Here is a 14,729-nt window from a genome sequence, read left to right on the forward strand (position 1 = left end):
TGGAAAGATTGAAACAGGTTCTCAGCAAGCTGTTAATGGTGGTCAGTTGCATGATTATACTGAAGAGCAGATGAAGATAGTTCTTGAAGATGCCAATAAGTATACGGATGAGAAAGTTAGTGGTCTTGTCAATGATGCTGTTAACGAGTCGAAATCCTATACGGATATGAAGTTTGAGACATTGAATTATGCTATTGAGGATGTTCGCAAGGAAGCAAGACAAGCTGCTGCTATTGGTCTAGCGGTGTCCAACTTACGTTACTATGATATACCAGGATCTTTAAGTGTTTCATTTGGGAGTGGTTTATGGCGCAGTCAATCTGCATTTGCTATTGGTGCTGGTTATACATCTGAAGATGGAAATATTCGCTCGAATGTATCTGTGACAAGTGCTGGAGGTCATTGGGGAATAGGCGCTGGAATTACTCTGAGGTTGAGATGATAATAGAAAAAATGGCTGTTATTGTAAAAACGAGAAGTATGTTAGTAAAGGTTCTGTTTGCTCTTGCCTTAATAGGCAAGAGCGAAAGCTTTGCCAACGAGAACAATAATATTTATACAGTGCATCCACCGCACTTATCGATACCCAAGGGAGAACCTGGCGAAACACGTCGAATTATTATGCAGTTTTATGACTGGACTTTGATTTGTGATGAAAAACAAAAGCTGAAACATAAGCAAGGTATATGTAATGTGACACAGACGGTTCATGATCAAGAAGGAAATACCATTTTTAGTTGGTCTCTTGTTTCTACGACAAGTGGTCAAGCAGTGATGCTTTTTCGAACATTGCCAAATTCTGATACAAATGTTCCGATTCAAATGTTTGTAAAAGATGTCAAAAAACCTGTTCTTATTCATTATACGCAATGTAATGAAACGGTTTGTTTGGCACAATCACCTGTAGGTCCGGTTTTGACTAGACAAATAGAGCAGAACAATAAGGTACGTATTTCCTATAAAATTAAAGAAGGAAAGGTATTTTCTTTTACTGTACCATTTAAAGGGTTAAATGCGGCACTTAATTCTTTACGTCCTTAGAATCCATCGAGTCTTTTTAATAAGATTCATTTTTTCATAAATCGTTGTATTATATTTTTGAGTGTAAATTATAAGGTCAAATAAGTAAGAATTTTTATATAATATGATATCGAGGTGACTTATTGGAAAGAGTGAGAGTTTTATGAATGTAAAGATACAATAGGTTCTTTATATGTAATAGAAAATCAAGTTAGTATTTTCCATAAAGCTTAAAGAGTTATTTCGTTATTTATTAAAAGTAAAAAAGATTAGAAATACTCGATTTATTCCTTACAATAATGAGTAGACTAAATTCTTTTTTTAAGCTTCAAATGGATTTTTAAAGCGGTCTGATTATGCATTAATATTTTTCAGATAAATTTATAATTCTAGAGATTTTTTTGAACGATAGTTTTTATTGGTATTCATAAAATAACAGCTATTGTAATTGCATTTTGTGGTACAACAGAACTTTTATTTCAGCATAATCAAAGCCATTTCATTGCATATAACAAACGAGGCTCGTGTGTGGATAACGAGATTAAAAAAATTTTTCTTATAAACCGTACTAATATATAGGTTGTTGTAACCTTAAGAGTCAGTAAATAGTATGATAGTGTAGGTTTGTTACAATAGAGGTGTGCTCCGTGTAAATGGTATAAAGAAAAGAGCATAATTTATAAAAATTGATGTGAACGTAAACGATTAATTTATAGTTTTAAGTTCATAAAGAGAAACATGATTTTACGGAAACAACCGAAAGATTATACAAAAATCTGAATGATGCTAGTGTAGAAAATTTTAATGATAGGAAAAGAAAGAGTGATTTCTTGTATTTATCATTTGATGCTGCATTATTGCTTTATTTAGAAATGAGCAGAAGAGTTTTCGCGTTTATTTATTGGGGGGAACGCTCAAGGGATAAGGGAAATGACCCCGTTAAATTATAGTTCAAAAGAGTTGAAGCGAGGAGAAATATACGGTACCAAAGCAGATCAGTTGTATGATCAGTGCGGTAGTAATACAAATAATCATTCTGCATTGTCACGAACAGAGGCATACTCTATCCTTGTTGATATAAAGAGACAACAGAGAAAAAAACATTATGAACAGAAACAGATTTTTGTTCAATCTGAGGCAGCTTTTGAGTTTCATAGTCAGATAATGATAGGTGCTCAAAAAACAAAAAAACTCAAAACACCTTTTCTTCGACGGTTCCATCCAGTAAAATCTCCACCTCTTTATGCGGCACTTGATCTCGGAACAAATAATTGTCGTCTTCTTATCGCATCTCCCAGTAAACCTGGATATTTTCGTGTTGTTGATGCTTTTTCTCGTATTGTACGATTGGGAGAAGGTTTAATAAATAACGGTTTTCTTAATACACAAGCTATGGATCGTGCGATTGAAGCATTAAAGATTTGTCATTTAAAGCTAAAACAAAGGCATATTAAGCGTTATCGCTTGATTGCAACGGAAGCTTGTCGTTCTGCAGAAAATGGTAGACATTTTATTCAGCGTGTTTTGGAGGAGACAGGTCTTGAATTGGAAATTGTTGATCGGCAAACAGAAGCGCGTTTTGCTGTTACAGGGTGTAGTACACTTGTTGAACCAAATACTGACGCAATTGTGCTTTTTGATATTGGAGGAGGATCATCAGAAATTGTGCTACTTGATGTTTCTCAAAAGCGTTCTTTTCGTTTAGCTCGACAAATTATCGCTTGGACTTCTCTTCCTGTTGGTGTTGTTACGCTTGCTGAACGTTTTGGAGGGAATGATATTAGCTTAGACGATTTTGAAAAAATGAAAAGTTATGTGCGAGGGTTATTAAATAATTTTTCAGATCGTCATAAATTAGGAAAGTTAGCACAAGGTTCGAAGTTTCATCTTTTGGGAACCTCCGGTACGGTTACGACTTTAGCAGGAATGTATCTTAATTTAGAGCGTTATGATAGGAAAAAAGTGGATGGCATTTGGATGAATGATGCAGACATTACACTTATGACACAACGCCTATTATCATGGGATATAGAAAAACGTGTCATAAGTCCTTTTATTGGACGCGAGAGAGCAGATTTAGTTTTAGCTGGTTGTGCAATTTTAGATGTTATTCGGGAAGTTTGGCCAAGTCAGCGTTTAAGAGTTGCTGATCGTGGATTAAGGGAAGGAATTTTGATAGAGCTGATGTTACGCGATGGAGTATGGTGTCGTCATAGAAAGAGCAGAGATTTCAAGCGTTAGAGAATTAAATATGGAGACAATGAATAACGATGAAAAAAATAACAAAAACACCGAGAGGTGGCTATGGAGGCTCAGGGTCACATGAATTATATCAGCGCGTAAAAAAGAAAGCAGGAACCATTAAAGCTTCATCACGACGATGGTTAGAGAGGCACCTGAATGATCCTTATGTCCATCAATCAAAAGTAGATGGTTATCGTTCGCGTGCGGCTTATAAACTCATTGAAATTAATGAGTGCTATAGGTTTTTGAAAAAAGGTCAAAAGGTTATTGATCTAGGAGCAGCACCTGGGGGTTGGTGTCAGGTGGCTGAGCGTATAGTAGGGTCAAGTGATGAAGATCCTAGCGTTGTTGGTATTGATTATTTACATGTTGATCCATTACCTAGAGTTGCCATGTTGGAAATGGATTTTTTGCATACAGATGCACAGCAGAAATTAATTGAAACTTTAGGGACAAAACCGGATGTGGTTCTTTCTGATATGGCAGCGCCAACAACAGGTCATCGTCAGACGGATCATTTAAGAACGATTTATTTATGTGAAGTTGCGGCTGATTTTGCTCTTTCGGTTCTCAAGCCTGGGGGATATTTTTTAGTAAAGGCTTTTCAAGGGGGAGCAGAAAACACTCTTCTTGCAAGATTAAAACAGCATTTTAAAAAAGTCTACCATGTTAAACCACCCGCAAGCCGATCAGAATCAGTAGAGCTTTATCTTCTAGCGCTTGAATTTAAGGGAAAAAAATACAAGAATAGCACCTTCTTTTAAGAAGACTTAACTTTACTTAACCTATTTAAATGTGATGATTTTTTTCTCAAAGAGTTATCAGCGATAGCGACAGTTTTTCTGTTATCAATGATGAAAAACTGGTAAAATTAATGTATTGCCTATAGAGGTAGAGAGATTGATTCCTCAGTGAGTGTTTCCAATGAAATTTCTTGATCAAGCTAAAGTTTATATTCGTTCTGGTAATGGAGGTTCTGGAGCAGTATCATTTCGCCGTGAAAAATTCATAGAATTTGGGGGGACTGATGGAGGGAATGGAGGACGGGGTGGTGATGTCTGGGCTCTTGTTGTTGATGGGCTTAACACGCTGATTGATTATCGCTACCAACAGCATTTTAAAGCAAAAACAGGGGGACATGGCAAGGGGCGTAATATGACGGGTGAGAAGGGTGATGATGTCATCCTTAAAGTTCCGGTTGGGACGCAAATTTTTGAAGAAGATAATACAACGTTAATATGTGATTTAACGGAAGTGGGACAGCGCTATCGCCTTGCAAAAGGAGGGAATGGCGGTTTTGGCAATCTTCACTTTACAACATCGACAAATCGGGCACCGCGTCGTGCAAATCCAGGTTTGGCTGGAGAAGAGCGTGCAATATGGCTTCGTTTGAAGTTAATTGCTGATGCGGGGCTTGTTGGTTTACCAAATGCCGGAAAATCAACTTTTTTAGCTTCTGTAACGGCGGCAAAGCCAAAAGTTGCAGATTATCCTTTTACTACTCTACATCCTCATCTTGGTGTTGTACGAATTGATGGTCGTGAATTTGTTTTGGCTGATATTCCGGGGTTAATCGAAGGAGCCCATGAAGGGGTGGGAATTGGAGACCGTTTTTTAGGACATGTGGAACGTTGTCGTGTCCTCCTTCATTTGATTTCTGCTCAAGAAGAAGATGTTGCAAAAGCATATCAAATTGTGCGTCATGAACTGGAGTCTTACGGAAATAATCTAAGTGATAAGACTGAAATTGTCGCTTTAAGCCAGATAGATACGCTAACGATTGAAGAGCGTAAAACGAAACAGGAAGCTTTGCAAAGAGCTGCGGATCAACCTGTTATGATGTTTTCTGCGGTTAGCCGCGAAGGTTTAGAAAATGTGCTGCGTGCTGGTGCACATATTATTGAAATGTCACGCAAAGAGGAGATTAGTGGGGATAGCAAGGTTGATTGAGATGGCTGTTGGATCGCAAAAACTTACACACTATAAACGTATTGTGGTCAAGATTGGATCTGCCCTTTTGGTTGATCCTCAGGCAGGTTTACGGGTTGAATGGCTTAACAGCTTGATTAGTGATGTTGTTGAATTGCACAAAAAAGGCGTAGAGATATTGTTGGTGTCTTCAGGCGCTATTGCTTTAGGAAGGACATTGCTACAGCTTCCTAAGGGGGCTTTGAAATTGGAAGAAAGTCAGGCATGTGCTGCTTTGGGGCAAATTGAGTTAGCTAAAACCTATGGTGATGCGCTTGCTCAACATGGGCTCAAAACAGGCCAAATTTTGCTCACTTTATTTGATACGGAAGAGCGAAGGCGTTATCTCAATGCACGTGCAACGATTAATGTACTTTTACGTTTTAGAGCAGTACCTGTTATTAATGAGAATGATACTGTTGCGACAAATGAAATTCGTTATGGTGATAATGATCGTTTAGCTGCACGTGTGGCAACAATGATGGGGGCAGATCTTTTAATACTTTTATCTGATATTGATGGTCTTTATACAAAGTCTCCCCATAGTGATCCTACGGCTGAATTTATACCTTTTGTTGCATCCATTACGCATGATATCGAAAAAATGGCAGATGTTGCTGCTTCAGAGTTTTCACGGGGAGGAATGAAGACTAAGCTTGAAGCCGGAAAAATAGCTAATGCTGCTGGAACGGCGATGATTATCACCTCAGGCAAGCGTATGAATCCTCTTGCTGCAATTGACAAAGGTGAACGCAAGAGTTTTTTTGCGGCAAGTAAGAAATCTGTCAATGCTTGGAAAACATGGATTTCTGGTCATTTAGATCCATCTGGTGTTTTGACGATTGATCAAGGAGCCATTAGGGCTCTTGAAACAGGAAAATCGTTATTAGCCGCAGGGGTTATTGGCGTTGAGGGAAATTTCCAGCGTGGGGATACGGTTGCAATTGTTGGTACAGATGGGGTTGAGATTGCGCGTGGACTTGTAAGCTATGACAAAGATGAGGCTGTACGCATTATAGGACATAAAAGTGAAGAAATTGAAGCTATTCTTGGGTATGAGGCGCGCTCTGCTATGGTGCATCGTAATGATATGATTGTACGTTGCTTGATCAATTCTGTTTAAAAAAGTTACTTTTGTTTTTATTGTTTTCGCAGAGTGGATAATACGATGACTTTAGAAGAACAAATGAAAGATATGGGACAAAAAGCACGCTATGCCGCTGCAGCGTTGGCCGTTGCTTCTTCTGAGCAAAAGAATAATGCATTAGAAATGATCGCTTTAAGTCTAGAGGCTCAGTCAGATAAAATTTTACGGGCGAATTGTCAAGATTTAGAGAATGCTGCTCAGAATAATTTGAAAGCTGCAATGATTGATCGGCTAAAATTAGATGACTTGCGTTTACGTGCAATGATAGACAGTGTTCGTCAAGTTGCTCGTTTATCTGATCCTGTTGGACAGGTTATGAGTGCGTGGAAACGTCCAAATGGGCTTCATATAAGTCGTGTACGAACACCTCTTGGTGTGATTGGCATTATTTATGAAAGTCGTCCCAATGTTACAGTTGATGCGAGTTCTTTGTGCTTAAAAGCAGGTAATGCTGCGATTTTGCGCGGTGGTTCGGATAGCTTTCATTCTTCTCATGCTCTTCATTTAGCTTTGGTACAAGGTTTAGAGCGCTCTGGTTTACCCAAAGATGCTATCCAAATGGTTGGAACGACAGATCGTGCTGCCGTTGGGGAAATGCTCAAAGGATTGGATGGAGCGATTGATGTGATCGTACCACGTGGTGGAAAGAGCCTTGTTGCCCGCGTTCAGTCTGATGCACGTGTTCCAATTTTTGCTCATTTGGAGGGACTTTGTCATATTTATATTGATAAATCGGCAGATTTAGATATGGCACGCAATATTGTTTTAAATGCAAAGCTGCGGCGAACAGGGATATGCGGTGCTGTTGAGACAGTTCTCATTGACAGCCAAGCATTAAAAAAGTTTCTTCCTGTTTTAACTGCTTTACAGGAGAAGGGATGTGAAATTCGCGCCACAGAAGATATTGTTTTTCTTATACCAGATGTCAAATTAGCTTCTGAAGAAGATTGGTCGCATGAATATCTTGATGCTATTCTTTCTGTTAAAACAGTTGAGGGTGTTGAAGGAGCCATTGCTCATATCAAGCGTTATTCATCAGGACATACGGAATCGATTATTGCTGAGGATTTGGAAGTGGTGAAGAATTTTTTTAATCATTTAGATTCAGCTATTTTGCTGCACAATGCATCTACACAATTTGCTGATGGAGGTGAATTTGGTTTTGGAATGGAAATTGGTATCGCAACAGGAAAAATGCATGCACGTGGTCCCATAGGTGTTGAACAGCTAACATCATTTCAATATCACGTTAAAGGAAATGGTCAGGTTAGAGCTTGAGAACATTATTTTTTCCATGGAAAAATTGTATGCCACATGTTGAAAGATCTAATGTTGTGGGTCTTTTTGGTGGTTCCTTTAATCCACCGCATGCGGGGCATCTTCTTGTTGCAAAAATTGCCATTCGGCGTTTGCATCTTGATCAGTTATGGTGGATGATCACTCCAGGAAATCCTTTAAAGGATTGTACACAGTTGCTCTCTTTAGAGGAGAGAATGCAATTAAGTTTTAAACTTATTGACCATCCAAAAATTTGCTTAACAGGTTTTGAACAGGCTATAGGGAGCAAAGTATCAGTAGATACGATTTTTCATATTCTTACCCATTACAGTGGCGTAAATTTTGTATGGATTATGGGGGCAGATAGTTTTGCGACGATACATCATTGGTATCGATGGCATGATATCGTCTCTATGCTTCCTATTGCGATTATTGATCGTCCTTTAGGAAATCGGTCAGCACTTTCTTCTCCTATGGCACATATTTATCGCCGTTTTCGTTTGGATGAGAGAGAAAGTAAGCGATTACCTTTTATCAAGCCACCAGTTTGGACTTATTTGCATGGACCTTTATCTTTTCAGTCTTCAACAAACCTTCGTTTGAAGAAGAATGATTTTTCTTGAACATTTCATAAGATTCTGCTTCTCTTTAGAGAAGTCTCTTTTTTAGATTCCACAACGATAAGAAAGGATATTGATCTGAAAAACGTTGCACACAAACACTCTTACAATATTATGCCTTCAAAAGAAAAAAAAGTTTTTTCTGTGAGTGAGAGTCTTGAAGTTATTCTCAAGAGTTTAGAAGATACAAAAGCAGAAGATATTGTTGCTATTGATATTCGAGGGAAGTCATCTTTGGCTGATTATATGGTCATAGCTTCAGCAAATTCGCAGCGTCATGTATCGTCTGTTGCTGATCATTTATTACATACTTGGAAAGATAGTGGGCAGGGGCTTGCGCGTGTAGAAGGGCTTGCTGGAGGTGACTGGGTATTGATTGATACAGGTGATATTATCATTCATCTTTTTCGTCCAGAAATTCGTCTTTTTTATAATTTAGAAAAAATATGGATGACGCCGGATTTAAACGATACGGCTTTGCTTCTCTTCGGAGATCATTAAAATGCAAATTTCTGTTTTTGCGGTTGGTCGTATGAAAAGTGGGGCGGAGCAAAAATTAGTTCAGCATTATTTGGATCGTTTTTCTAAAATTTCTGGAGATGTAGGCTTGCATTTAAAAAAGTTACAAGAGATACCAGAAAGTCGTGCTCAAACAGTTTGTCAACGTATGGATGAAGAGGGGAGAAAACTTATTGAATTTTTACCTGAAAAATGTCGATTAATTGTGTTAGATGAGCGTGGAGAATCGATTTCTTCAACTTCTTTTTCTGAAAAATTGAGGTGTTATCGTGATGAGGGCATTCGAGATGTCGTCATCGCTTTGGGAGGACCTGATGGGCATAATGAACAAATAAGGAAGCGTGCTGATTTTCTTTTATCTTTTGGTTTGATGACGTGGCCACATCAAATTGCACGTATTCTTCTTACAGAACAACTTTACCGCGCTGTAACAATTGAAAATAATCATCCGTATCATCGTTTTTAATATTTTTGTTCAATTTTTAGCACTTATTTATATGTTTATTAATATTGTTTTAGCTGACACCATTTAAAGCATCTCTAATGTATACGATGAGGTGTCATGGTTTTTGCAAATGAAAAAGCTTCTTCATAGAAAGATGCTATATTTATATGAGGAGTGCGTCATATTTGTCATTCTGCTCTTGAGTATGTTTTTTTGCTTTTCTGTATCGCATGCGGAAGAAATGAGGAGTACGGAAGTACATAAAGAATTGGGAGAAATTCGCCAAAATATTTCATTTTCGCGTGAGCGTGTTACTTTTCTTATGCATCAAGTTGAGCATTTGAAAAAAGATCAACGTGTTTTGAGTGATGCACTCATAAAGGCGGCTAAAGAAGAACGTATAGTAGCAGATGATATTGCTAAAAGGGAAGAAAAGCTTAAAAAAATGATAGAAAAGCGGGTACAAGTCTATCAAAGTTTAAAAAATCGTCGTGCTGAATTTGCGGAAGTTCTTGCAATTTTGGAACGTATGGGATTGAATCCGCCTCCTGCTCTTATGATGCAGCCAGAGGACGCGTTGGCTTCTATACGTAGTTCTGTTTTATTAGGTACTGTTATTCCTCAGATGCAAGAGAAAACACGAGATTTAAAAGGGGAACTCAAGGAGTTGACCAATTTGAGTAATTCCATTACTACGGAATATACGGCATTAAAGACAAAACTGCAAAATCAAGCAGAGCAGCGAAAACGTCTAGAGCTTTTATTAGACCAAAAAAACAAACTACAAAAAAAATCAGAAAAAGAACTTACAGAACAGCAACAAAAAAATATTGCTCTTGCTAAAAAAGCGCAGTCTTTGGAAGAATTGATTTTAGAGCTCGATCGTCAGTCAAAACTTAGCTCTGATGCATCAGTACAGGTACGGAAAAGTTTACAATTGTTAGAACAGTCCAATTTTGAAAGCCGAAAAGGTTCTTTACTTTTTCCTGTTTCAGGAAAAAGAATACATCACTCTAACAAAAGTTCGCAGATTACGCGCTTTGGTGAAACGATAGAAACAGAGTCAGGAGCTGTTGTTATTTCACCTGTGGATGCTTTTGTTGCTTTTGCTGGGCCATTTCGTTCTTACGGACATTTAATCATTCTCAATGTTGGAAATGGTTATCATATCATTCTTACTGGAATGTCGAGAATTAATGTAAAACAGGGGCAGTTTGTTCTTTCAGGTGAGCCTCTGGGTATAATGGAGATGCAATTTATTTCAAACAGTGTTGCATTGGATATAGGAAAAACTTCTCCAATGCTTTACATTGAGTTTAGAAAGCAGGGAAAACCTGTAAATCCAACTCCTTGGTGGCAGACTGAAAAAATAAGAAGGAGCCAAAATGATTCGTAAAGTTATTCTTTTGGTCGCTGGGGTATTGCTCGGCGCCTGTTCAATGATTATGGTGCAGTCTGTTGCTGCGAATAATGAAGATAATGCATATAAAAAGCTAGCTATATTTGGCGATGTTTTTGAGCGTGTGCGTATGCAATACGTTACAGTTCCAGATGATAAAAAGCTTATTGAAAATGCTATCAATGGCATGCTCACATCACTGGACCCTCATTCATCTTATTTGAATGCTGAAGAAGCCAAGGATATGCGGGATTCTACGAAAGGAGAGTTCGGAGGTCTTGGTATTGAGGTCACTATGGAAAAAAACTTAATTAAAGTTGTTTCACCAATGGATGATACTCCCGCTTCAAAAGCAGGTATTCTAGCAGGAGACCTTATTTCAAAAATTGATGATGTACAAACGAATGGTCAAACATTGAATGAAGCTGTTAATAAGATGCGAGGTGCTCCTGGAACACCAATTACCTTAACAATTATTCGTTCTGGCGTTGATAAGCCATTTGAAGTGAAGATTGTTCGTGATATTATCAAAGTAAAAGCGGTGAAATATCGGGTTGAGGGTGATATTGGATATTTAAGAGTTATCCAGTTTTCTGAACAGACATTAAATAATCTTCTAGCGGCAATTAAAGATATCCAATCTAAAATTCCTGAAGATAAGCTAAAAGGTTACGTCCTTGATTTGCGGCTTAATCCGGGTGGGCTTTTAGATCAAGCTGTTAATGTTTCGAGTGCTTTTCTCAATAAAGGTGAAATTGTGTCGACTCGTGGGCGCAAAAAGAGTGATGTGACAAGATTTGATGCGAAGCCAGGTGATGTCATCAATGGAAAACCGCTCATTGTTCTTATTAATGGTGGTTCAGCAAGTGCTTCTGAAATTGTTGCGGGTGCATTGCAAGATCATCGTCGTGCAACAATTTTAGGGACGCAGTCTTTTGGTAAAGGATCTGTTCAAACAATTATTCCTTTGGGTGAAAATGGGGCTTTACGCTTAACAACAGCACTTTATTACACGCCATCAGGCACTTCTATTCAAGGAACAGGGATTACGCCTGATATTATTGTAGAGCAACCACTTCCTGAAAAATATAAAGGTTATGATGTAAAAGTTGGTGAGTCTGCATTAAAAGGACATATCAAAGGAAAACGAGAAAGTAATAAAGGATCTGGTTCAGCTGCTTTTGTTCCCAAAGACCCTAAAGATGATATTCAATTGAATGAGGCCTATAAACTGTTACGAGGTGAAATGGCAAATGCAGCATTTCCACCAGATCCCAACAAGGATGTGTTAAAGTGAGAATTGATATCTATAGCTTGCGATTTTGAGGAATATTAAATGGATGCAGATATTAATTTGAAGATTCTTCCATATCGCAAATGTGTTGGGATTGTTGTCTTTAATCATGAGGGGAAAGTGTGGGTTGGGCGTCGTTTAATGATGCCCATTCATGCAGATGCAGATATTGACATATCTCATCGTTGGCAGCTTCCTCAAGGAGGGATTGATGAAGATGAAAAACCATTAGATGCGGCATATCGTGAACTTTATGAAGAAACGGGTATTCGATCTGTAAAGTTGATTAAAGAAGCACAAAATTGGTTCCATTATGATTTTCCACAAGAACTTATTGGGTGCACATTAACAAATAAATATCGTGGGCAAATACAAAAATGGTTTGCTTTCCAGTTTACAGGAAAGCTTTCTGAAATTGCGATTAATCCGCCACCAGATGGCAATAAAGCGGAATTCGATCAATGGAAATGGATTGATCTAGAAACCCTTCCGTTGATTGCTGTTTCTTTTAAAAAGCACGTTTATACGAAAGTTGTCAGCGAATTTCGAGGTAGCCTTAGACCATTATAAAAGCTATATGATTATGAGAAAGCTTTTTTTATTAAGATGCTTTATATTATAATAAATAATAAACATGTTTATCTTTTATGTAAAGAACAGGAATATAAAATGAAAAAGTTATTTAATTTACTTATAGTTTTTACTCTCTTGAGTATTTCATCTGTTGCATTTGCAACAAGTTCAAAGCCTCCTGCATCAAAAGATGCGGCAGCGGCATTGCCAAATGGAGCTTCTTCTTTGACTGAAACCTACGGTTTGTGGACTATTAACTGTGGTATACAAGAAGGGAAAAGAATTTGTTTTATGCACCGTCAAGAAGTGAATGAGCAGGGGCGTGTTGTTGTGGCTATGGGACTTACTCTCGATGCTGAGAGTGTTGTATCTGGTAATTTAACAGTTCCTTTTGGCATTTTGGTTTCTAAGCCTGTTCGTTTACAAGTTGATGAGGGAAAAGCTGTTATCGAAACCGGTATTCGGACTTGTGTACCAGCAGGTTGTGTGGTTCCTGTCGTTTTTGACAAAAATCACGTAGCAGCTTTACGTTCTGGAAAAAAGTTAAAGTTGGCGATGACAATTGCTGCTGCAGGTGAACCAGCTTTGAATGATTTATTTGTTCAGCTAGATGGTTTTAGTAGTGCTCTTAATCGTTTGACTGCTTTGCAGAAATAATTTTAAAACTAAAAGCGGCCTTTAAAAGGCCGTTTTTAGTTTGTTTGTTTTTTATAATTAATAATTAAAACGATGAGATTTAAGATTAATCCTATAAGGGATATTCAGATTTTTTGCTGTTTCTTCTATTTTATGTGCTATTTTTAATTTTGATATTTGTTTTCTAACTGCATCGTCATTAAATAGAGAGATGAAGAATTTAGATGTCTGGTTTTTATTCAAGAAAAAAGAGTATTGAAATATAAAACCATTTTTTGATACACAGACCTGCTTTAATGAAGGTTTTCTATACGCTCTTCTGTTTCCTTGATTGAAAGGGATGACGCATGATTTATGCATTGCTTCGAACGATTGATTTGATTTTTGAGATTTATATTGATATTTTAATCGCTAGTGTCATTTTTTCTTGGCTTTATGTCTTTAATATCATAAATTCGCGCAATCGCTTTGTTGTTTTGATAGGAATCTTTCTATATCGTCTTACAAATCCCATTCTAAGCCGTATCCGGCAAATTTTACCAAATTTTGGAACAATTGATATTTCACCTATTATAGTTTTTATTATTATTTATTTTATTCGTACTTTCATGTGGCGCGTTTACGCAAACATGTATTTATAGAAATATTACTTGAGGCGAATACATGTTTTATCAAGTTGATGAAAATAACTTGATTTTGTTTGTATATCTCATTCCTAAATCATCCGTTGACAAAATAATAGGGGTTGAATGTAGGGATGGTGAAAAACAATATCTGGTTATACGCCTTCGGGCTGTTCCTGAAGATGGAAAAGCGAATAAAGCTCTCATTAAATTTCTTGCGAAGCAGTGGAAAATCCCATCTTCTTCTATTTCTCTGAAAAGCGGCGCAATATCTCGCTACAAACAACTTTACTTTTCAACACATTTAGAAGAGCTAAAGCAGATATGGCAATCCTTTAGAGATTACATCTCGTAGAAAAAATAAATAACAAAGCCTATTTTTTTATAGGCTTTATTTTATTAAAATCGTTATACTTTTTTATTGCGCTCAACAGCTTGCTTAATTAATTCATGAGCAAAGTTTTTATCACGCCATCCTTCAATTTTAGCCCATTTTCCAGGTTCCAGATCTTTGTAATGCTTGAAGAAATGTTCAATTTGTTTGAGTGTAATCTCGGGCAGATCTGTATAGTCATGAATATTGATATAGCGTTTTGTTAATTTTGTAGTGGGAATGGCAATAATTTTTTCATCTTTACCACCATCATCTTCCATCATTAGAGCTCCGATGGGGCGAACATTGATAACACAACCAGGCATAAGTGGACGGGTATTACAGATAAGAACATCAATAGGATCACCATCATCTGAAAGCGTATGAGGGACAAAACCGTAATTTCCAGGATAAACCATTGATGTATGAAGAAAACGGTCAACAAATAATGCACCCGACTTTTTATCCATCTCATATTTTATTGGTTGACCACCAAGGGAGACTTCCACAATAACGTTAATATCTTCTGGTGGATTTTTGCCTACGGGTATTTCCTTAATATTCATAGAGACATCCTTTCTGGAATATAG

General features: G+C 37.4%; 17 protein-coding genes. 16 read left to right on the forward strand and 1 reads right to left on the reverse strand.

Translation table 11 applies throughout. The features are described from left to right. The 16 genes from ACFINO_RS04265 to ACFINO_RS04340 all read left to right on the forward strand — a co-directional run. Positions 1-442, forward strand: a 442-nt coding sequence (locus tag ACFINO_RS04265) for a YadA-like family protein (protein ID WP_375655119.1), incomplete at its 5' end; no start/stop codon positions are given. Beyond that, positions 439-1,041, forward strand: a complete 603-nt coding sequence (locus ACFINO_RS04270) for an invasion associated locus B family protein (RefSeq protein ID WP_375618090.1) — start codon at positions 439-441, stop codon at positions 1,039-1,041. The genes ACFINO_RS04265 and ACFINO_RS04270, both read left to right, overlap by 4 nt. Positions 1,042-1,950: 909 nt before the next feature. Then, positions 1,951-3,261 carry a Ppx/GppA phosphatase family protein gene (locus tag ACFINO_RS04275; RefSeq protein WP_375655120.1) on the forward strand — a complete coding sequence of 437 codons (1,311 nt, stop codon included), beginning with the start codon at positions 1,951-1,953 and terminating at the stop codon, positions 3,259-3,261. Positions 3,262-3,290: 29 nt separating this feature from the next. Continuing rightward, complete coding sequence (locus tag ACFINO_RS04280; protein WP_375655121.1) at positions 3,291-4,028, forward strand: RlmE family RNA methyltransferase; 738 nt, start codon at positions 3,291-3,293, stop codon at positions 4,026-4,028. A 160-nt stretch (positions 4,029-4,188) separates the two neighbouring features. After that, the gene (gene obgE / locus ACFINO_RS04285; RefSeq protein ID WP_375618087.1) at positions 4,189-5,214 is read left to right on the forward strand and encodes a GTPase ObgE; all 1,026 of its coding nucleotides are present in this window, start codon (positions 4,189-4,191) and stop codon (positions 5,212-5,214) included. A gap of 1 nt (position 5,215) precedes the next feature. Further along, on the forward strand, positions 5,216-6,355 hold the full coding sequence (gene proB / locus ACFINO_RS04290) for a glutamate 5-kinase (RefSeq protein WP_375618086.1): 1,140 nt from the start codon (positions 5,216-5,218) through the stop codon (positions 6,353-6,355). A gap of 45 nt (positions 6,356-6,400) precedes the next feature. Beyond that, positions 6,401-7,657 (forward strand): glutamate-5-semialdehyde dehydrogenase, encoded by a 1,257-nt coding sequence (locus tag ACFINO_RS04295; protein ID WP_375633900.1) that lies wholly within the window; start codon positions 6,401-6,403, stop codon positions 7,655-7,657. Positions 7,658-7,686: 29 nt separating this feature from the next. Next, positions 7,687-8,280: a nicotinate-nucleotide adenylyltransferase gene (locus tag ACFINO_RS04300; protein ID WP_375633902.1), complete on the forward strand. Its 594-nt coding sequence runs from the start codon at positions 7,687-7,689 to the stop codon at positions 8,278-8,280. Positions 8,281-8,391: 111 nt separating this feature from the next. Further along, entirely contained in the window at positions 8,392-8,778 is a 387-nt protein-coding gene (rsfS, locus tag ACFINO_RS04305; RefSeq protein ID WP_375610572.1) for a ribosome silencing factor, read from the forward strand. A 1-nt stretch (position 8,779) separates the two neighbouring features. Beyond that, positions 8,780-9,262 (forward strand): 23S rRNA (pseudouridine(1915)-N(3))-methyltransferase RlmH, encoded by a 483-nt coding sequence (gene rlmH, locus ACFINO_RS04310; RefSeq protein WP_375633903.1) that lies wholly within the window; start codon positions 8,780-8,782, stop codon positions 9,260-9,262. A 133-nt stretch (positions 9,263-9,395) separates the two neighbouring features. Then, positions 9,396-10,637 (forward strand): murein hydrolase activator EnvC family protein, encoded by a 1,242-nt coding sequence (locus ACFINO_RS04315; RefSeq protein ID WP_375655154.1) that lies wholly within the window; start codon positions 9,396-9,398, stop codon positions 10,635-10,637. After that, entirely contained in the window at positions 10,627-11,937 is a 1,311-nt protein-coding gene (locus ACFINO_RS04320; RefSeq protein WP_273790634.1) for a S41 family peptidase, read from the forward strand. The genes ACFINO_RS04315 and ACFINO_RS04320 overlap by 11 nt, the downstream gene beginning before the upstream one ends. A 39-nt stretch (positions 11,938-11,976) precedes the next feature. After that, positions 11,977-12,504 carry an RNA pyrophosphohydrolase gene (locus ACFINO_RS04325; RefSeq protein ID WP_375611860.1) on the forward strand — a complete coding sequence of 176 codons (528 nt, stop codon included), beginning with the start codon at positions 11,977-11,979 and terminating at the stop codon, positions 12,502-12,504. A gap of 99 nt (positions 12,505-12,603) precedes the next feature. Then, complete coding sequence (locus ACFINO_RS04330; protein WP_375618081.1) at positions 12,604-13,164, forward strand: invasion associated locus B family protein; 561 nt, start codon at positions 12,604-12,606, stop codon at positions 13,162-13,164. 326 nt (positions 13,165-13,490) lie between these two features. Continuing rightward, positions 13,491-13,784 carry a YggT family protein gene (locus ACFINO_RS04335; protein ID WP_375655122.1) on the forward strand — a complete coding sequence of 98 codons (294 nt, stop codon included), beginning with the start codon at positions 13,491-13,493 and terminating at the stop codon, positions 13,782-13,784. Positions 13,785-13,806: 22 nt separating this feature from the next. Further along, positions 13,807-14,121 carry a DUF167 domain-containing protein gene (locus ACFINO_RS04340; protein ID WP_375618079.1) on the forward strand — a complete coding sequence of 105 codons (315 nt, stop codon included), beginning with the start codon at positions 13,807-13,809 and terminating at the stop codon, positions 14,119-14,121. Positions 14,122-14,174: 53 nt separating this feature from the next. On the opposite strand, the gene ppa is transcribed toward ACFINO_RS04340, so the two are convergent. Then, a complete protein-coding gene (gene ppa, locus ACFINO_RS04345) occupies positions 14,175-14,705 on the reverse strand; it encodes an inorganic diphosphatase (protein WP_375633911.1) in 531 nt (176 codons plus the stop codon). Positions 14,706-14,729: the final 24 nt, after the last annotated feature.

Origin of the sequence: Bartonella sp. AA83SXKL (genome assembly GCF_042196965.1) — a bacterium.
Classification (GTDB): domain Bacteria; phylum Pseudomonadota; class Alphaproteobacteria; order Rhizobiales; family Rhizobiaceae; genus Bartonella.